Raw genomic sequence first — 20,162 nt, 5'->3', positions numbered from 1 at the left:
GGTTATGATTTTCTCCATAGTCAGCTTTCTTTTTCTTGAAAAGTTCTTATCAGAATCAATACAGAACGACTTAGCATTTGCTGAAACCAGCTTTATTTTGTCAACCAATAAATCTTTTACTTGTTTTGGATTCATATGCGCCTCCTTGAAATTGAGAATTATGCTTACAATTTCAAGGGCCGCTTTCGCTACATTAAAACTAATCAGTAGCGAAAGCGGCCGCACATTTTTTGAAACATGTCAAGTATTTTTATAAAAAAAGAGCCCTATATCACTTAAGATATAGAACTCTTATTTCTGTCATCTTAACTTAATGACATTGGCTGTCACAGCCGGAGTCCCCTTTTGGAGATGTATGTTAAGAGTTTTCTATGGATCAATCTCAAAGCGCTTCGCGCTTAATCCTCTTTCCGCTCCACCAGACGGCCCTTCGAATCAATCGTGATCGGGGCAGCCGCGCCCAGCTCCATCTGATGATGAACCAGAATTCCCCGTCCGGTTCCAAACTGCATTGCCCTCAGAAGCGCGAGATCTGCGCAGGATGTGTAATCCCAGATCTTGTTGAGCCCCTTCGGGACATGTGTGCAGATTCCGGCAGCCAATGTAAACTCCGGAAGCTCCTGCTCCGCGGTTCTCGCATGCAGTGCCTGTGAAATGCTGCGGAGACGGTCCGTGATCTCAGTGTCATTGAGACCCTCGAACAGAACAACAAACTCTGCGCCGACATATCGTGCGACAAATGTCGTCTTCGAGTTGAATCGTTTCAGAATATTGCCTACTTCCACAAGGCAGCGGTCACCGATAATATATCCGTACAGATCATTGATCTTCTTGACATTATCAATGGTGATCAGTGCAAGTCCGAGATTCGTGTTCTTTCCGGTGCACCGCTCGAAGAAACGGTCTGCCATATCATTGAATGCCTTGCGGTTCGGAAGACCGGTCAGGTCATCCATCGCCTCGCGGACAACCAGAGCATTGATGACTTCATTTTCCAGAGCCTTCATGATTTCCAGACTCAGGATCAGACTCATCGCCGCATTTGCCGTCTTATGGCAGGCATTCACATACTCGCGGAAGCGTTCCAGCTCCTCCGCTTTTTTTGCACTCAGGCCGCATCTCTCGTAATAATCCAGCTTCAGATTGGAGAGCTGAAGCTTATATCCATGGAGATCCGTGTGGTCCAGGAAACTGTCCATTTTCACAACCAGACTGCGGAAATACGGGCGGTACTTCTCATCACTGCCCATCCGCTCCAGGGCAAAGAAGAATTCCCAGATATGACGCCCTTTGAAATTTCTTCCCATGAAATAGGAATTCAGCCGGTTGATATAGACATCATCCCAACGGTGATTATCGCTGAAGTCATTCCACAGAATATGCGCAATGGAAATGTAAGGTTCCAGACCAACGTTATGGTTATCCGAAGCGATCGAGTCAATCTTCGCAACAATATCACCCGCATTGGTCGCATCGCCGAACATGATATAGATCTTGACCAGATTCGACAGATGCCTCGTGAATTTCTGGAGATATTTTTCATGATTCTCGATCATCTTGAAAACGCGATCCGTTGCCAGTTCGTACTTCAGAGCCTGCTGATAATTGGCGATCTCGTAATAGATCATCGCATTCTCTTCATAGCTGTCGATCAGGATAGGAGCAAACTCTTCGTCCTTTTCGAGATTCTTTTCCGAGATCGTGATGGATTTGGCAAATGCCTGCATGGCATTCATCGGATTTCCCTGCCGGAGGAAGATATGGCCAAGCAGATTCAGGTATTTGCTCACTTCAAGCCATGCTTCCGATCCGGACGCATCTTTCAGCGCCCGGTCCAGAAAACGAATCGCTTCTGTACAGTTTCGAAGATTGAAATAATAATATGCAATATAGTAATCGCACAAACTGTGCAGCGTCTGGTCATCTCTGCGATTTGCTACGATGGCAACCTCATTGGCAATCCGGATCGTCGCCTCGAATGTCTCCGGCCGATAATCCTCCAACGTCGCTAACTTATGTCTGATATCTTCGCTGTAATTCGTTAAGTCCATATCCCCACCTGCAATCCGGCTTTTCTTAGCCCTGCTTCAGACTGTCAACCAACGGACTGATCCGCTCAATTCTTAGCCCTGCTTCAGGCTGTCAACCAACGGACTGATCTGCTCAATTACATTGTTCAGATCCTCGAATACATATCCCTTTTTCGTAATGTTGGTCATCATGTTGTCGATGTCGTTGCCGACGCGGTCGTAGTAAACACCAGAATCCACAACGCTTCCGACTACGCCGTCAATATCGCGGTCGCAGGCGTCGAATACTTCGATCATCTCACGGTTGCCCTGAGCAATATCTGTTGCAACATCATTGATGGAATCCACAACCGCATCGGTCTCATTGACCTGCTGCTGTGCGCCGTCGATGGCGGTACGGGTATTCTCAATCGAATCCTTCAGCTTTCCGTTGTTCTCATTCAGAACGTTCATGCTGGAGTTGATCGCCTCAACCAGATCCTTGATATCCTTGGAAAGCTTGTTGACTTCGCCCGCAACAACCGCGAATCCACGTCCTGCCTGACCGGCTCTTGCCGCCTCGATGGATGCGTTGATAGCAAGAAGGTTTGTCTGGCTCGCGATGGTATTGATGGCCTCAACTTTCTTGGAAATATCCGCGAAGCTCTTCTGGAACTCTTCGAACACTTCTTCTACGGATTCGATGGTCTCGTATACGTCCTGGGACTTTGTTCTTACGAGATTCATGCTGTCGTGAGAATCTTTGACCGTGTTGCTCATCTTTCCGATGATCTCCTCGAATCTGCCGGTGATGGTTCTCACACGGTTGAACTGATCGCGGAATCCCTCAACAGAATTGGAAATCTCCTGAGATCTCTCACGAACGATCTGGAATGCATCCTTGATCGTGTTCAGCTCATCGGATGTCTTCATCTCTTCCTGCTGAAGAAGGTTCTTCTGGCGGATCGCATAACGTGCCGCACTCTTAAGCCCCTCGAAATCCGCGTGGGAAGAAACTGTGGTTGGAACATTATCATTTTTCTTGCGCATAAACATAACTCTATATCTCCTCTCAGTCGAAAACTGCCATAACCATTGTCTGATTTACGTGCTGCTTGTCAATCTGCTCACCGCCGCCGATATTGCCGACGAAATTGCCGAGTTTGGACATATCGCCCAGGAACCGGTTGTAGTACCCCTTCTGCGTAAACAGAAGATAACGGTAAATACAGTTGACAGAGATCGCAAGAGAAATGTTCTTGAAATCCGCCTGAACCTGTTTAATCGTCTGATGGTTAATATCCTGATAATTCTGAAGTTCCAGGAAGTAGATTGTATCATTCTCGTTCAGTCTCTTGAACAGCGTCATTGCGCCGTTGCTGAGCATCGACTTCTGCGAAGAGATGTAAATCTGATCGCCGACCACACGCCCCATCGGATTCTGAAGAACATTGTCAATGATCCGGTCTCTCGGAACACCGAGTTCATCGGTATAGACATCTGCTGCCGGACGGTGATCCAGCTCGATCAGCGTCTTTGTCTGCAGGTCAACCTTTGTTACCAGATGCGGCTTTCCGCCCGGAATCCGGTCATAAATATTCTCACGGTAGACGCGAACCTTTCCGGTCTCATTCTTAATTACCATGAAGGCACAGGCATCTTCATAGATCCGTCCGTTCACCGCAACCTGACCGACCTCTCCTTCCGGATAACCGAATACACTTCCTCCGATCATACGGATACCGCTTCCGTCCAGAGCAACGTTCAGTGTCGTGGTCAGACGCTCTTCGTCATTGGTGCAGTACTGAAGAACAAGGGTATTGTCCTTCTCACCGCCGACAGCGCGGATCGCATCCTGAAGATTGCTGAGATCCCCCAGCGGAGAGGCGGACAGTCTGGTCAGATAACCGGCGCAGCATGAAGCCCCGTCGAGAAGAGCCGTAACAATCAGATTCTGATCCGACGACTGTCTGTTAAAATAGTTGATTCCCGATGTTCCTATCATCTGTGCATCCGGATATTTGCGCTGCAGAATCGCCGCAATTTCCGGAAGTCTTTCGTGATCTGTCATAATGATCAGACCAGCAGGATTCGCAATTCCTCTGGTAGCCTCTTCGACAGCTTCTCTCACGTCAGAATTCGCGCTGTATCCAACTTTACTCTGCATTTATGCCTCCTGAAAAACTGTATGTTAACAATGCAATTCGGTTCTTAATGAAGCGTTTACAAATCGGATTTTTCCCGAATCACTCTCATCTCTAGTATCATCGGCACAATCGGGAAAATTATTGATGATTTTTTTTGACAGTTGAAAAAAGATTTCTTTCTGTCATCCGCCGCGACGGATGTTGACCGCTGAAAATGGCATTATTCTTTACAAATCCATGCTCATCCCGACGGATCATCACGAAAAGTTTTTCATACTGAAATCACCCAAAAACTATCTCTACATTATCATTTTAAAAATTAAACTCACTCAAATCAAGAGCATTATTACAAGTTTTTTGTCCGATTCATATTTTGTCCTCCAGGCTCAAGCAGACAAGCTTGCTTGTCTATTTGAGCCGTCAATCAAAGTTTGAAAGTTTACTTTCAAACTTCTGTCTCCGCATCTGCCGGAAGCATATTTTTGTTCATTATTTAATTGAATACCGTCAGTTTTGTGCTGAGGCTGGTCTTTTCAAGCTCAGTGCGTGCCAGAACAAAGTCCGCAAGCGGACTTCGGCTTCCCATCCCCTGAGTTCTGAGGGGAGCACCGCGGACTTTGCGCGCCGCCGCTGGTCACCGTTAGGTGACAACTTCCTTACAGCGGCGTGCGCATCCTCGCGGAGCGTTTTTATTTCATAGGGAATTTCGAAGAAATTTCCTATGAAATAAAAACGAGGTCCCGACCCAAAAGCCGGAGACCTCTTTTCTATACTTCACTATATGGAGTGTCCTGTTCGCGTCAGAACTTTCCTGCGTCCGCTGCCTGCTGTACCGCTACCGCAACCGATACCGTCATGCCAACCATCGGGTTGTTGCCCGCACCGATCAGACCCATCATCTCAACGTGCGCCGGAACGGAGGAAGAACCTGCGAACTGTGCATCGCTGTGCATACGTCCCATGGTATCGGTCATGCCGTAGGAAGCCGGACCTGCTGCCATGTTATCCGGGTGAAGCGTACGTCCTGTGCCGCCGCCGGAAGCAACGGAGAAGTACTTCTTACCCGCTTCCAGTCTCTCCTTCTTGTAGGTTCCCGCAACCGGGTGCTGGAATCTGGTCGGGTTCGTGGAGTTTCCGGTGATGGAGATGTCCACATTCTCGTGCCACATGATAGCAACACCTTCCTGAACATCATTTGCGCCATAGCAGTTAACCAGTGCTCTCGGGGACTTCGGATCCCTGGAGTAGCACTTGCGGAATACTTCCTTCAGTTCGCCGGTCGCATAATCATACTGTGTCTCAACATAGGTAAAGCCGTTGACACGGGAAATGATCTGCGCCGCGTCTTTGCCAAGTCCGTTCAGGATAACGCGAAGCGGTTTTTTACGAACCTTGTTTGCCTTTTCCGCGATACCGATTGCACCCTCCGCTGCCGCGAAAGACTCATGACCCGCGAGGAATGCGAAACACTCGGTATCCTCTTCCAGAAGCATTTTTCCAAGGTTTCCGTGTCCGAGACCTACTTTTCTGCGGTCCGCAACGGAGCCCGGAATACAGAATGCCTGAAGGCCTTCACCGATCGCCGCAGCAGCCTCGGCAGCCTGTCTGCAGTTCTTTTTGATTGCGATTGCCGCACCGACGGTATATGCCCACTTTGCGTTTTCAAAACAGATCGGCTGGATGTTCTCGATCATGCTGTAAACATCAAGACCTGCCGCTTTGGTGATTTCAGCGCACTCTTCGATGGATCCGATACCGTACTCAGCAAGCTTTGCGAGAATCTGCTTTTCTCTTCTCTCGTATGATTCAAATAATGCCATCTCTTCGTCCTCCTCTGTCACTCTTTGCGCGGGTCAATGAAACGAACTGCATCCGCTACGCGGCCGTACTGACCGGAAGCCTTCTTCAGAGCGGTCTCCGCGTCATCTCCGGCTTTGATGAAATCCATCATCTTGCCGAAGTTTACAAACTTGTAGCCGATAATCTCATCATTCTCATCGAGTGCGAGGTCGGTGATATACCCGTCCGTCAGTTCAAGCCAGCGCGGTCCCTTCTTCAGAGTGCCGTATGTTGTTCCGATCATGGAACGGGTTCCCTTTCCAAGGTCCTCCAGGCCGGCACCGATCTGAAGTCCGCCCTCGGAGAATGCGCTCTGGCTGCGGCCGTAAACAATCTGAAGGAAGAGCTCTCTCATTGCAGTGTTGATGGCATCACAGACAAGGTCTGTGTTCAGCGCTTCCAGAACAGTGAGTCCCGGAAGAATCTCCGAAGCCATCGCTGCGGAATGAGTCATACCGGAACATCCGATGGTCTCAACCAGCGCTTCCTGAATTACTCCATCTTTCACATTCAGGGAAAGTTTACAGCATCCCTGCTGCGGAGCACACCAGCCGATACCGTGCGTATAACCGGAAATGTCCTTTACTTCCTTCGCCTGAACCCACTTCGCCTCCTCCGGAATCGGAGCGGCACCGTGGTGCACTCCCTGCGTAACAGGGCACATATTGGATACTTCTGTGGAATAGATCATATTCACCCTCCTGAAATACCTGAGACGGCATTTTCAAAATGCCGTTCAAACTTTGCTCTTGTTTTATACAAAGATGCTTATAATATCATCCATCATTGCCAAATTGTTGTCAAGTAAAAAGAGTCCCCCCGGCGAAACTCTTCGGGGTCCGGAAACAGATCTCAGACCTCGTTACTCAAAAATCCGCTTAATGCTGTCATAGTGAAGAAAAATGCCGTCTTCCGCGATTTTGCGGATCTCGTCTGCCGCTGCGATCCGGAAGCCGTCCGCCTCCGCTTCCTGAAGGTGCACATCCGCCTCATCGAAGTTCAGCACAATGCGGTAAATGTCCACAAAATAATTATCGCCCTCTCCCGGGTTTTCTCTTTTATAGGTAAAGACATAGCGGACATCCGCCCCGGACAGGTCCAGTCCGGTCTCTTCCTCGACCTCTCTGCGCACCGCTGCCTCGGAGCTCTCGCCGGCCTGAACTCCGCCGCCGGAAATCTCCCACCAGCCCGGCGCCCAGGACTTGTCCATTTTCCGTTTCGTAATCAGATACTTTCCGTCCGGCCGGCACACTGCGCCGAGAACCGTCAGATGATACTCCCCGTCTTTGAGAATCCAGTCATTCCGCTTCATCGTTCGTCCGGTTTTCTCTTTGTTGCTGTCGTAGATATCCCAGAATTCTTCCTTGTGTGCCATCGGACATTCCTCCATGAAAAATGTATAATATAGAATTATACTTTATTGTGTTAGCAAAGTAAAGTTCCCGCAATCTCATACAGGCATGGCGCAGAATGGTATGTCCTGGCAGAATCAGAAAAACCGCCCAGCATCGCCGACGCCGTGACAGCGCCGGGATACCGGACGGTTTCAATTCATTTTACAGAAGGGATACTGCGCACTTTTCTACATCCGCCATATCTGCGGTCGGCTCAAAGCGTGCCACCACATTACCCTGGCGGTCAACGATGAACTTTGTGAAATTCCACTTGATATCCGGATTGCTCATATATCCCGGTGCGACTTTCGCCAGAAGGCCGTTCATCATATCCGCTGCCTTGCCCTCTCCGAAGCCCTTGAATCCCTGCTGCTCCTTCAGGAACTTGAAGAGTTCCAGCTGATTCTCACCGTTGACATCAGACTTTTTCATCTGCGGGAACTGCGTGTTGTAATGCAGCTGGCAGAACTCGTGAATCTCCTCGTCGGTTCCAGGCGTCTGTCCCATGAACTGGTTGCACGGAATGTCCAGGATCTCCAATCCCTTCTCGTGATACTCCTCATACATCTTCTCAAGCGGTTCATAATGCGGTGTAAAGCCGCAGCCGGTTGCCGTATTGACTACGATCACAACCTTGCCCTCAAACTGCTTCATGGAAACATCCTCGCCCTGTGCATTCTTTACCGAATAATCATAAAATCCCATTTTGTCCTCCTTCCGGCCCGTGAAAGGGCCCGCTCTGCAATGCCTGTCATTGTTGTATTGTTGCAAATTTAATTGTGCGCAATTTGTTATATCCACATGGTAGCATACCCGATTTCAAAATGCAAGAAAAACTTTTTACGATTTCTCAAGCTATTTCAAAGGTATTCGGCAGTTCCTCCGGCAGATCCTTCGGCATTTTCTCTGTCACAGTGTTTTTCCTTTTAAAATTTCCAAATCAGTCGATTAAATATGTATGGCATAACTAATTATTTTTATTGTTTTTGAATATTATTTATAATAGAAGATAATTAAAGGAGTATGCTCTATGCAGATTCAACATAACCTGCCGGCAAAGAATTCCTACCGGAATCTGGTCAAAAACCGAAAAGGAATGGCCGAAAATCTTGAGAAACTCTCCTCCGGATTTCGTATCAACAGGGCAGCCGATGATGCGTCGGGCCTTGCCATCAGTGAGGATATGCGTGAACGCATCCGGGGTCTCGATCAGGGTCTGAACAATATTGACGACGGAATCTCCTTTATTGAAACGGCAGACGGAGCGATGGACGAAGTTACCAAAATGTTGCAGCGCATCAATAAGCTCTCGATTCAGGCCGTAAACGGAACCTACCACGATGACGCCCGCGAGGATATCCAGCTCGAGATCAATGAACTGAAGAAGGAGATTCAGCGCATTTCCGAGGAAACGACGTTTAATGATATCCCTGTTTTTCAGAGCAAAATCGAGGAGCCCAAAGAAATCGTAATAAAATCCTACACTCACCAACTGCCTTCCTGGCTGAAAGACCAGTGTTCCGCTCAAATGGCAGCCGGAAATGTCACGGATGGCGGATACACTCAGGATTCCACACCGTATTTTGTCAGGGAGGTATCCTCCACGCCCGCAACATATGAATACTACGGTCCGGATGAAAAATACGCAGGTGACAGCAGCTACACCTATCTCGGTCAGTGGACGCCGGAACTGAACGATAACCTCAGCGCCGTAATCGACTTCAGCGGCCTCATCACCAAATACGACGGTTCCGGAACCGCAACCGCCCAGGATCTGTACCGGGATATCTACTCCCTGCTTGGTACAAGTATTGCCGCCGCATGCGCAACCTGCATGGATTCAAGAGTGGCGCATCCGATCTTCTACGGCGTTGCCTTTTACGGAAGTGCCGTCGATCCGGACAGCGGACTGGTACGGGAATACAGCAAAGATGACATGAGGTATTCCACAACTTTTTATGCAAGCAATAATGTTTCAGTTACCGGAAATACCATTGATCTCGGTAAACTCACCCTGTCCGATGACAGTGACACGACCATATTCGGTTACCTGGATTACCTGAAAAGCAGTAATGCGGATCCGGCAACCCTCGCCGATGCGGCAAAGACCATTGCCAATCGGCTTTACGAGAAAACCTACGAGAAGCTTTCCGCTTATGTGGAGGAAACCGACCACTATAACCGGCTTCTGAACATGAATACAGACGGCGAAACGCCTGCCTTTGCAATCTATGATTACCGAGACAACACAAGTCTTTCGCCGGCTCCTTCCTCCGTCCAGCTCTTTACCTCCACCTCCGGAAAATATAAGGAGTATCCGTATAACCGGTCTGATCTCGGAAAACTCTGGATACAATGCAGCAGCGTACAGGATGATCGCGTCGCCATTGATCAGGTTAATCTTGGCCTCCGTGCGCTTGGGATTGAGGATTATGACATCACACGCTATGAAACCACCAGCACCCCCGTTTATTCACCGGAAAGTGTGGCGGCGCAGAACGACCCAAACAATTATGTGGAAACCGTTCATAGTTATACGCACTCTGTAGTCGTCGGAACCACAACCAACAGCAACGGGGAAACCATCTATATCACAGAACCCCGGGAGAGCTCATATACCACCAGAGATTATGTCGGTCCTCCGCTCACCATAACCGGGTATTCTGAAACAAAAACCTATGCACCGAGCAGCATATCCGATATTACCGATGCCATCGACAAAGTATCCGGTTACCGGGCCATACTTGGCGCAAAGCAAAACCGTCTTGAGCATTCGCGGAGCAATAATGAAATCATGAATGAAAACATCACTGCTTCCGAATCCCGGATCCGGGATACCGATATGGCAAAAGAAGTTGCAGCATTTACTAAAAACAATATTCTCTCTGAAGCGGCTCAGGCCATGCTCTCTCAGGCCAATCAAACCGGACAGGGGGTACTGTCTCTACTCCGGTAGTCTTCCAAATCCGGCAGGAGAGCTCCTGCTCGGTTTTGCAGGCTGACACTTCACGCTTTGCGTTCTTTCGACCGGAGAATACCAAAGCGGGCCGACGCACCATCTCTGATGCGTCAGCCCGCTTCTTTTTGCGTTTATCCAGTATAGCGGTCAAAGCCGCTTTCATCACTGCTGTATTAGGTTTTACAGTGTCAGCAGTCCGAATGCGCTTGCCACAGAACTTGCGAGAATGATCGCCGTGAACAGCGGAGCGACATAACGGATGCAGATATGGAAAACCGGCTTTCTCTTAAATTCAGAGGACTGCTCGATCTCCGCATCCAGCCTGACCAGAGTGATGACCTTCACGATCAGCACGCAGTTGCAGAATGCTGCGATCGGCATCATCACGGAATTGGTCAGGAAATCAAAGAAATCAAGAATCTGCATTCCGATGATGGTAAAGGAACTCCAGATGCTGTATCCGAAAGTGGACAGCGTTCCGAGACCGATAATGACAACACCCATTATAATGGATGCTTTCTTGCGGTCCCAGCCAAGCTCATCCTCGAATGTGGATACCGCACTCTCCGTGAGTGCAATCGCACTGGTCAGCGCTGCAAACAGAACCAGCAGGAAGAACATGATTCCGCCAAGTCTTCCGAGTCCCATGCTGGCAAATACCTGCGGAAGCGTGATAAACATCAGGGACGGACCTGCTTTCAGTGTGTTCGGATCGCCGCCGTTGAAGGCAAATACCGCCGGAATGATCATCAGACCTGCAAGGATCGCAATTCCGGTATCGAAGATCTCAACCTGAGTGGTGGATTTCTCCACGTCCAGTTCATTTTTCATATAGGAACCGAAGGTTACCAGAATTCCCATCGCAATGGAGAGGGAGTAGAACATCTGTCCCATCGCGGAGACAACCGTCATCCAGGAGAAATGCTCAAAATTCGGAACCAGGAAGTACTTTACGCCTTCCATCGCGCCCGGTCTGGTCACGGAATAGGCCGCAACGAAAATCGCCAGAATGACGAGAAGCGGCATCATTGCCTTCGATACACGCTCGATTCCGTTCTGAACGCCCATATAGATGGTAACGATGTTGGCCAGAGAGAAGAGCACAAAGAAGAGCTCCACCGGCGCCGCCTGCGTAATGAATCCTCCGAAATATCCGTCTGCCGCAACCGCCTGTGTGTTGCCGATCACATACTCAAAAAGATACTTCAGAACCCATCCGCCGATAACCGAATAATACGGAACGATCAGAATCGGGATGATCGCATTGATCCAGCCGCCGAATTTCAGGAAACCGGTCTTGCCGAAATGCTGGTACGCGCCCACCGGGCTCTTTTTTGTCATACGTCCCAGCGCGGTCTCCGCCATGATCATGGTGTATCCGAATGTAAGCATCAGAATCAGGTAGACCAACAGAAAAATGCCGCCGCCGTATTTTGCCGCGAGATACGGAAATCTCCAAATATTTCCCAGTCCAACCGCAGAACCTGCGGCTGAAAGAACAAAGCCCAGTCTTCCCGAGAAGGTGCTTCTGCCAGGTCCCTGGTAGAGCGGTTGTACGTTTTTCTTGTCTGCCATGATATTTTCCTCACCTTAATATTGAATATTTTGTAACACGATTGAATGGATTGTATCACTCCCATCATCTTTTGGCAATAGTTTCTATGAAAATTCATTATATCTGTCCATGAAAGAAAATACACACGGCACTTTCCACTCTATGACGTGCGCATCCTCGCGGGATATTTTGGGGTTTTCATAGGAAATGCGAAGCACTTTCTCAATGGGATAAGAACAAAGTCCGCGGAGCGTTTTAGTTTCATAGGGAATTTCGGAGAAATTCCTATGAAATGAAAAAACAGAACCGCATTTCACGGTCCTGTCTTCTCTTCCTTATATCCTCGATTTTCAGCCCTGTTTTCCCGGATTGTTTTCAGTTTTTGCCCTGATTATCTCAGGTTTCTTCCGGATTATTCACCGGTTTCTCCCCGGATTATCTCAGATTTCCTCTCTGCTCTTCTCCGGTTTCTCCCCGGATTATCTCAGATTTCTTTTCTGCTTTTATCAGATCTCTCCTGTTCCTCTCAGGAATTCAGCACCTGCAGAATCCTCTGTGTAATTCTCAGATACTCGGCTGCATCCCCCTCACCGAGTGCTTCGAGAATCTCGGCGCGCTTGGCAACATTGCGCTTATTGATCTTCTCGATGTGTTTTTTTCCGGCCGTCGTGAGCGTCACAAGAACCTTTCGTCCGTCGTTCAGATCCGTAGAGCGCGTGACAAACTTTTTCTGCTCCAGCGTCCGGAGGATATTTGCAATCCGCCCCGAAGTCAGCGAAAGTTTCTTTGCCAGATCGCCGGAATACAGCGGAGTCCCGATGCGATAAAGCCACATCAGAACACAGTCCTCGCCCTTTACCGAAAACTCTTCCTGAAGCCGACAGAAACCGTTTTCATATTCAAAATCCAAAGTATAAAGCTTTTCTGCAATTTCTTTAATCGCCATATTTTTTTCCATAATTATAATTTTCCCCAAACCAGATAATGTCAGCTTTTCGCTACGTTTTTCCTATAATTTAGTCTATTCCGGGCATCGCCTTTTGTCAACTTATTACGATTAAAATTAACTCATATAATCATAATACATAATTCATTTTATTTTATTCATATCTGTCTGTTTACTGTTACCTTGACGCATGAAAGCGTTAACCATATAATGTTTCCGAATGTCCGAAATCAGGCACACAGGAGGAATATAATATATGAATGAACGCAGACCGAATGCAGCGGCGCTGCTGCCGATTCTCGTTTTTCTTGTAATCTATCTGGGAAACGGAATCTATTTTGAATACATTTCCCCGGCTCCGGGCGGCATGGGCTTTTACATCATGTCCGTTGTAGTAGCATTTTCCATCGCCCTCTTCACCGCTTTTTTTCAGAACCGGAAGCTGACCTTTGACGAGAAAATCCATGTCTGTGCCACCGGCATCGGCGATGACAACATCACCATCATGCTCTTCATCTTCCTGATGGCGGGTGCGTTCAGCGGCATTGCACAGAAAGCGGGCGGCGCGTCCAGTGCGGCAGGTCTTCTGCTCAGCATTCTTCCGGGGAAAATGGCGATTCCGGGACTTTTTGTCATCGCCTGCCTGATCTCCATGGCAATGGGAACCAGCGTCGGCACCATCACGGTTCTTGTCCCGATCGCGGCGGCCGTTGCACAGAATGCCGGCTATAACCTCGCGTTCTGCACCGCCACCGTTGTCGGCGGTGCCATGTTCGGCGACAATCTGTCCTTTATCTCCGACACCACCATCGCCGCGACGAAGACGCAGGGTGTTGCGATGAAAGACAAGTTCCGCACCAATTTCCGGATTGCATTCCCGGCCGCGGTAATCACCCTGATCCTCCTTCTCATCCGTGCGCTGCAGGACGGCGAAGGTATCATTGATCACTATGCCTTCTCTACATCGGAGGCGCTTCCGTACTTCATCGTTCTGATGCTCTCCATCCTCGGAATCAATGTTTTCATCGTCCTGAGCATCGGGATCCTGCTGTTCCTTGCTGCCGGTGTATACAGCGGTTCTCTCACCATTTCAACCGCAGTCGCCGCGATGGGAACCGGTACCTCCGGCATGTTTGAAACCATGATCGTCACGATCCTTGTCGCAAGCATTGCTGCACTGATGAAAGAAGACGGCGGTTTTGACGCCATTCTCAATTTCATCCGTACCCATTTCGACTCTCGAAAGGGCGGGATGTTCGGGATCGGTCTTCTGACCATCCTGATGGACATCGCAACCGCCAACAATACCGTGGCCATCGTCATCGCGGCTCCGATCGCAAAGCGCATCAGCACGGAATATGATATCGAACCGCAGAAGACCGCATCGCTTCTCGACACCTGCTCCTGCGTCGCACAGGGAATCATCCCCTACGGCGCACAGCTCCTGATCGCAGCCAGTCTTGCGGGAATTCCGGGAATTACCATTCTCCCATATCTCTACTATCCGTATCTTCTGGCCGTTATGGTAATTTTTTCCATCATCACGGACCGGAAGAAAACAATCCCTGATCCGACCAAATCCGTCTGATCTTCCGGATTCTTACGCAGAGGCTGCGCGTGACTTTGCTTTCTGCGTAATCAGGCCAAATCTCTGTCCAATGCCGGAACATCCATGTCCTGCGGATGTTCCGGTTTTCTTTACCCTGTCGATAGTTCTTTCCATTCTTCTATTCCCCTATTCCTCTATTCTTCTCTCCCTCTATTCTGCTCTCCCTCTATCCCTCTCTCCCCGCATTCTTTCCGGCTACGTCCTGCCTTTCCAATCTGGTTATATATAATTATACTGAACTGTTTCTATCCATATATTCAGTTTCATGCAAAGATATAGATAATCCATGTCATCCTTTTGACAGGCCGGAGAAAAACATACATAATACAAATATTCAGAAAGAAGGGTTTTCATGAAACGAATCGTTACCATTCAGGATATCTCCTGCGTTGGAAAATGCTCTCTCACAGTAGCACTGCCGATCATCTCCGCAATGGGCGTAGAGACGGCGATTCTTCCGACCGCCGTCCTGTCCACCCACACCCAGTTCAGCGGATTCACGGTAAAAGATCTTCAGGATCAGATCGAACCGATCTCCGCTCACTGGAAAAAAGAAGGTTTTCACTTTGACGCCATCTACACCGGCTATCTCGCTTCCGCCGAACAGATCCGTCTGGTCGCCGGTTTCTTCGATAACTTTCATTCCGATGATACCCTTCTCTTCGTCGATCCTGCGATGGCCGACAACGGAAAGCTCTACGCCGGTTTCCCGGACGACTTTCCGAAAGCAATGGCCGAGCTGTGCGGAAAAGCCGACATCATCGTTCCGAATCTGACCGAAGCCTGCTTCATGACCGGCATGGAATATAAGACTGAGTATGACGGTGCCTACATCCGGGAGGTTCTTCGAAAGCTCGCCGCACTCGGCACGAAAAAAGCGGTTGTTCTGACCGGCTGCACCGCAGACCCCGGCATGACCGGAGTTTCGGGGCTGAACGTCGAGACCGGCGAATTCTTCGGCTTCTCGCATGAAAAGCTGTCCGCGAGCTATCACGGCACCGGAGACATTTTCTCCAGTGCAACGGTCGGCGCCCTCATGCGCGGAAAGACGCTGGAAGAATCTCTCAAAATCGCAGCACGCTTCACGGTCGCTTCCATCCGCGAGACCATCGAACACGATCCGGAGAAGACCTACGGCGTCGACTTTGAGGCTGTAATTCCGGAGCTGATCTCCGATCTGAACGCATCCGTCTGAACACGCAAATTACCTCTCGCCCGTGCTGCGTCCGGAATATTTTCTTACCTTGGGCGGCCCCCTTTATCACGGCTCTCCCCGTCTCCTGCGGGACCGCGATGTACCGTGGCGCATGGGCAATACAAACGAGGATTACACAACAAAAAAGGAGAGTAACATGACACCAGAAATAACGGAGGGCGTGGAGCTCACGCCGGAAGAAATTCGTGAAAACTTGGACCTGATCGAGGAAAATGTAAAAAAAGCATGTGAACGCGCAGGCCGCGCTCCCGAAGAAGTGACCATCTGTGCGGTCAGCAAGCTGAAGCCGGTGGAAGACATCCGCGCCGCCATGTCTGCCGGTCAGAAACTCTTCGGTGAAAACTATGTTCAGGAAATCCAGCAGAAATACGAGATTCTGGGAAATGAAGCGGAATGGCACATGATCGGCCATCTCCAGCGCAACAAGGTCAAATACATCATTGATAAAGTGACACTGATCCACTCCGTCGACAGTATTCCGTTAGCGGAGCAGATCGAGAAAGAGGCTGCCAAACACGACAAGGTGATGGATGTCCTTTTAGAGGTCAATATCGCCGGTGAGGAATCCAAATGGGGCTTTACTGCGGAAGCGACCGAGGAAGCGGCAAAAACCATCGGTGCCCTCCCCCATGTCCGGGTTCTCGGTCTCATGACTTCCGCGCCGTACACAGAGGACGCGGAGACCAACCGGGTACATTTCCGCAATTTAAGACAGCTCTTTGATCAGCTGAAAAAGGATTCCTTCCCGGGCGTCGAACCGGAAATCCTCTCCATGGGCATGACCGGCGATTATGTGGTTGCGGTGGAGGAAGGTTCCACCATGGTCCGCGTCGGCACCGGCATCTTCGGCGCAAGAGACTACTCGAAGAAAAACTGAAGGATGTAAAGCAGTAATTGCGTACATTCGTATCGCAGTCGAAAACAACCGATAAATGAAAAAAACCGGCATCTCATTTCCCGAGATGCCGGTTTTTCTGTACGCCAAACGCTTTTTCCGCAAAATCTTTCATACGCGAGGATTTATCTTCGTCCGCGTGCCGGTTTTTCATATGTTTTTTTGCCGAATCTTCCGTCTTTCTTCGCGGCGTTTCTCCGATCCGGTCCTGCGCTGTTCTTTCTCTGCGTTTCCCCGGACCTGCCGAACGACGTTCCCGATCCCGGAGCATTCTTTTTCCCAAACCGTACGTCTCCTTTTGGCCCTGTCGGACGGGATGTCACTTTGCGTCCTGCCGGACGGGACGTCTCTTTGCGCCCTGCCGGACCGGACATCTCCTTTTGTCCTCCCAGCCCCTTCTTCCCGGATTTTGCCGGATGAACCGACTTTCCCGCCTTATACTCCATTTTCCTCGGAGGGATCAGGAAATCGGCGCCGAATCCGATCAGATCCTCGCGGCCTTCCTGAAGCAGCGCCTCCTTCACCAGCTCGTAGTTCTTCGGATCGCGATACTGAAGAAGTGCTCTCTGCATCGCCTTCTCATGCGGATTGCGCTCCACATAGACCTTCTCCATCGTCAGCGGATTGATGCCGGTGTAGTACATGCAGGTCGATACCGTTCCAGGCGTCGGATAATAATCCTGAACCTGCTCCGGATTCAGATGATTCTTCTGAAGATACTCCGCCAGCTGAATCGCATCCTTAACCGTGCTTCCCGGATGAGAACTCATCAGATACGGAACCACATATTGCTCTTTTCCGAGTTTCTGATTGATCTTCTGAAATTCGTCGACAAATGCCGTGTAGACCGAGAAGGAAGGTTTCCCCATCTCCTTCAGGACATTGTCGCTGATGTGCTCCGGCGCAACGCGGAGCTGACCGGAAACATGATATTTGCATATCTCATAGAGGAACTGCTTGTTCGGATCCGCCATCAGATAATCGAACCGGAAACCGGAACGGACAAACACCTTTTTCACTTTCGGAAGCTCCCGGAGTTTCCGGAGCAGTTTCAGATAATCGCTGTGATCGACAATCAGCTGGCTGCACGGCTTCGGAAAAAGACACTGACGGTTCTTACAGGCACCGAACTTCAGCTGCTTCGCGCAGGCCGGGCCGCGGAACTCCGACGTCGGGCCGCCGACATCGTGAATATATCCCTTGAAATCCGGATCTTCTATCATCTGCTCCGCTTCCCGGATGATGGACTCATGGCTTCTCACCTGAACGATCCGTCCCTCATGGAACGTCAGAGCGCAGAAATTACACTGGCCGTAGCAGCCGCGGCAGGACGTCAGACTGAATTTGATCTCGGAAAGCGCCGGAATCCCTCCGTCCTTATCGTAAACCGGATGCCATCTCCGGGTGTACGGAAGCGCGTAGACATCGTCCATTTCCTGCTCTGTCAGCGGCTTTGACGGCGTATTCTGCACCACAAACGTCTTCCCGTCATAGGTCTCATACATCCGCCGCGACGCGATCGGATCGGTGTTCTCGTACTGAATATGCACGCTCTCCGCCATTTTCCGCTTGTCCCGGAGGATCTCCTCGTAATCCGGCAGACGGATGGCATCCTCCACCAGCATTTCATCCCTCGTCTTGAACACCGTGCCCTCGATCCAGGTGATGTCCTGCACCCCGATGCCGGACGCCAGCGCATCCGCGATCTCCACAATACTGCGCTCTCCCATTCCGTAGGAAATGATGTCGGCGCCGGATTCGAGCAATATGGAACGGCGGACGCTGTCCGACCAGTAGTCGTAGTGTGCCATACGGCGAAGACTCGCCTCTATGCCGCCGATGATGATCGGAGTATGCTTAAATGTCCGCCGGATCAGATTGCAGTATACCGTAACCGCACGGTCGGGGCGTTTGCCCATCTCACCGCCCGGGCTGTAGTAATCGTAGCTTCTGTGCTTTTTGGCAACCGTATAGTGATTGACCATGGAGTCCATATTGCCGGATGAAACCAAAAACCCCAGTCTCGGTTCTCCGAATTCCGCAACGGACGCCGGGTCTTTCCAGTCCGGCTGACAGCACATGGCTACCGTATATCCGTGGGCCGTCAGCACGCGCGAAATGATCGCTGCGCCAAAGCTCGAGTGATCCACGTACGCGTCTCCGCACACATATACAAAGTCAGGCTGCGAGATTCCCTGTTCCAACATATCCTGACGGTTGATCGGTAAAAATCCTTCCATCTGATCCTCTTTTTCTTTTCTCTTTGATCTTTTACTTTTCTCTTTTCATTCGCCCCAGATCTCTCTGCGGTTTGGCTCTCGCGCTATCGTTTTCTCTGCACAATACGCATTGTACGGAATTCGCGCGCTGTCGTTTTCTCCGCACAATACGCATTGTACGGAATTCGCGCGCTGTCGTTTTCTCCGCACAATACGCAATGCACGGCATTCCCGCACCTGGCGGTCATGCCGTGCATCCGCTGTTTATACGAACAACGAGTGTTTTCTTATCATCCGTTCAGCGCTTCCTTCAGCACCTCTGCATTATGCTGCATCAGGTCGACGTAAGTCACGCCTTTTGCAAAATCTTCCGCGCTCACATTGTGAACCGCATTCAGAAGTTCTGCTTTTGCCCCGGTCGCCTCCGCGATCGAATCTGCCATCTGCTCATTGGAGAGCTCCATATGGAATACCATCGGAATCTGATCTTCTTTCACCTTGTCGATCAGAAACGCCACCGTCTGCGCGGACGGCTGTGTGTTGGATGCACATCCCGGGAACGCCGCATAATACTTCAGGCCATATTCCTTTACAAAATACAGGAACGGGAAACGGTCTGCAACGATAATCTCTTTTCTTGCCGCATTTGCCGTAATATCCCTAAACTGCTCGTCGAGATTCCGGATTTTTCCGATGTAATCGGCAGCATTCTTCTCATATTCTTCCTTGTGATCCGGGTCAATGTCCGCGATCTGCGCCGACATCTTCTCCACGATCTGCATCGCGTTGACCGGAGACGCCCAGACATGTTCGTCCAGTTCCGGCTCTTCTTCCTGATCCGATTTTCCGAGATTCTTCTCGTCCTGCTCGGACTTTGTCTCCTCTTCTTCGGCTTCCATTCCTTCCACATGTTCTTCTTGGACGGTATCGACCTGATCCATCAGTTTAAATACATGCATTTTGGACTGATCCATGGAATCCAGAATGTCTGCAACCCACTCATCGGAATCGCCGCCGACATAGACAAACATATCACTGTCCTGAATCCGGATGATATCTTCCGGAGACGGCTCATAAGTATGGCTCTCCGCCCCCGGCTTCAGCAGCATGGTAATCTCTGCCTTATCGCCGGCGATGGCTCTTGCAAAATCATACTCCGCAAAGTTCGTACACACAATAGAAACTTTTGCTTCCGATGCTGCAGCGGACTCCGCTTTCGCTTCCGACGTTGTCTCCGTATTTTTCTCTGCTGCCGAACCGTTACCGGAAGCCGCCTTGTTTCCGCAGCCGATCATCATTGCTGCCGCCAATGCCACAGCCGCTGCAGCTGCAAATAATTTCTTCTTCACTTTACTTCTCCTTCAGAATCCAATC

The 20,162-nt window shown here is 50.0% G+C and carries 15 protein-coding genes; 4 read left to right on the top strand and 11 right to left on the bottom strand.

Features of this window, described 5'->3' with window-relative positions:
- Positions 1–398: 398 nt before the first annotated feature.
- The 7 genes from BR86_RS0110025 to BR86_RS0109985 form a co-directional block, all read right to left on the bottom strand.
- A complete protein-coding gene (locus BR86_RS0110025) occupies positions 399–2,051 on the bottom strand; it encodes a tetratricopeptide repeat-containing diguanylate cyclase (protein ID WP_031473557.1) in 1,653 nt (550 codons plus the stop codon).
- Between the two features lie 72 nt (positions 2,052–2,123).
- Complete coding sequence (locus BR86_RS0110020; protein WP_031473555.1) at positions 2,124–3,065, bottom strand: methyl-accepting chemotaxis protein; 942 nt, start codon at positions 3,063–3,065, stop codon at positions 2,124–2,126.
- A gap of 16 nt (positions 3,066–3,081) precedes the next feature.
- Positions 3,082–4,176, bottom strand: a complete 1,095-nt coding sequence (locus BR86_RS0110015; protein ID WP_031473553.1) for an FIST N-terminal domain-containing protein — start codon at positions 4,174–4,176, stop codon at positions 3,082–3,084.
- A 780-nt stretch (positions 4,177–4,956) separates the two neighbouring features.
- Positions 4,957–5,976 carry a GGGtGRT protein gene (locus tag BR86_RS0110000; protein WP_031473549.1) on the bottom strand — a complete coding sequence of 340 codons (1,020 nt, stop codon included), beginning with the start codon at positions 5,974–5,976 and terminating at the stop codon, positions 4,957–4,959.
- 17 nt (positions 5,977–5,993) lie between these two features.
- Positions 5,994–6,686, bottom strand: coding sequence for an iron-sulfur cluster assembly scaffold protein (locus tag BR86_RS0109995; protein ID WP_031473547.1), 693 nt, complete (start codon positions 6,684–6,686; stop codon positions 5,994–5,996).
- A gap of 171 nt (positions 6,687–6,857) precedes the next feature.
- On the bottom strand, positions 6,858–7,370 hold the full coding sequence (locus tag BR86_RS0109990) for an NUDIX hydrolase (protein WP_031473545.1): 513 nt from the start codon (positions 7,368–7,370) through the stop codon (positions 6,858–6,860).
- 181 nt (positions 7,371–7,551) lie between these two features.
- Positions 7,552–8,094, bottom strand: coding sequence for a glutathione peroxidase (locus BR86_RS0109985; protein ID WP_031473543.1), 543 nt, complete (start codon positions 8,092–8,094; stop codon positions 7,552–7,554).
- A gap of 325 nt (positions 8,095–8,419) precedes the next feature.
- Here BR86_RS0109985 and BR86_RS16685 point away from each other — a divergent pair, with 325 nt between their 5' ends.
- Positions 8,420–10,345, top strand: a complete 1,926-nt coding sequence (locus BR86_RS16685) for a flagellin (protein ID WP_031473541.1) — start codon at positions 8,420–8,422, stop codon at positions 10,343–10,345.
- Positions 10,346–10,528: 183 nt separating this feature from the next.
- On the opposite strand, the gene BR86_RS0109975 is transcribed toward BR86_RS16685, so the two are convergent.
- Positions 10,529–11,923, bottom strand: coding sequence for a sodium-dependent transporter (locus BR86_RS0109975; protein ID WP_031473539.1), 1,395 nt, complete (start codon positions 11,921–11,923; stop codon positions 10,529–10,531).
- Between the two features lie 506 nt (positions 11,924–12,429).
- Positions 12,430–12,849 carry a MarR family winged helix-turn-helix transcriptional regulator gene (locus BR86_RS14730; RefSeq protein ID WP_161767313.1) on the bottom strand — a complete coding sequence of 140 codons (420 nt, stop codon included), beginning with the start codon at positions 12,847–12,849 and terminating at the stop codon, positions 12,430–12,432.
- Positions 12,850–13,105: 256 nt separating this feature from the next.
- On the opposite strand from BR86_RS14730, the gene BR86_RS0109965 reads away from it, so the two are divergent.
- The 3 genes from BR86_RS0109965 (at position 13,106) to BR86_RS0109950 (ending at position 16,551) form a co-directional block, all read left to right on the top strand.
- Positions 13,106–14,437, top strand: a complete 1,332-nt coding sequence (locus BR86_RS0109965) for a Na+/H+ antiporter NhaC family protein (protein WP_031473537.1) — start codon at positions 13,106–13,108, stop codon at positions 14,435–14,437.
- Positions 14,438–14,810: 373 nt separating this feature from the next.
- A complete protein-coding gene (locus BR86_RS0109955; RefSeq protein ID WP_031473535.1) occupies positions 14,811–15,653 on the top strand; it encodes a pyridoxamine kinase in 843 nt (280 codons plus the stop codon).
- A 157-nt stretch (positions 15,654–15,810) separates the two neighbouring features.
- Positions 15,811–16,551: a YggS family pyridoxal phosphate-dependent enzyme gene (locus tag BR86_RS0109950; protein ID WP_051684730.1), complete on the top strand. Its 741-nt coding sequence runs from the start codon at positions 15,811–15,813 to the stop codon at positions 16,549–16,551.
- Positions 16,552–16,694: 143 nt separating this feature from the next.
- Here the strand turns inward: BR86_RS0109950 and BR86_RS0109940 are convergent, their stop codons facing one another.
- Positions 16,695–18,809, bottom strand: coding sequence for a YgiQ family radical SAM protein (locus BR86_RS0109940; protein ID WP_081844223.1), 2,115 nt, complete (start codon positions 18,807–18,809; stop codon positions 16,695–16,697).
- Between the two features lie 269 nt (positions 18,810–19,078).
- Entirely contained in the window at positions 19,079–20,137 is a 1,059-nt protein-coding gene (locus tag BR86_RS0109935; protein ID WP_031473529.1) for a metal ABC transporter substrate-binding protein, read from the bottom strand.
- Positions 20,138–20,162 lie beyond the last annotated feature (25 nt).

This window comes from [Clostridium] aminophilum DSM 10710 (genome assembly GCF_000711825.1).
Lineage (GTDB): Bacteria > Bacillota > Clostridia > Lachnospirales > Lachnospiraceae > Clostridium_R > Clostridium_R aminophilum.
Note: the sequence above shows the minus strand (reverse complement) of the source record. Positions and strands in the feature narration are given on the sequence as shown.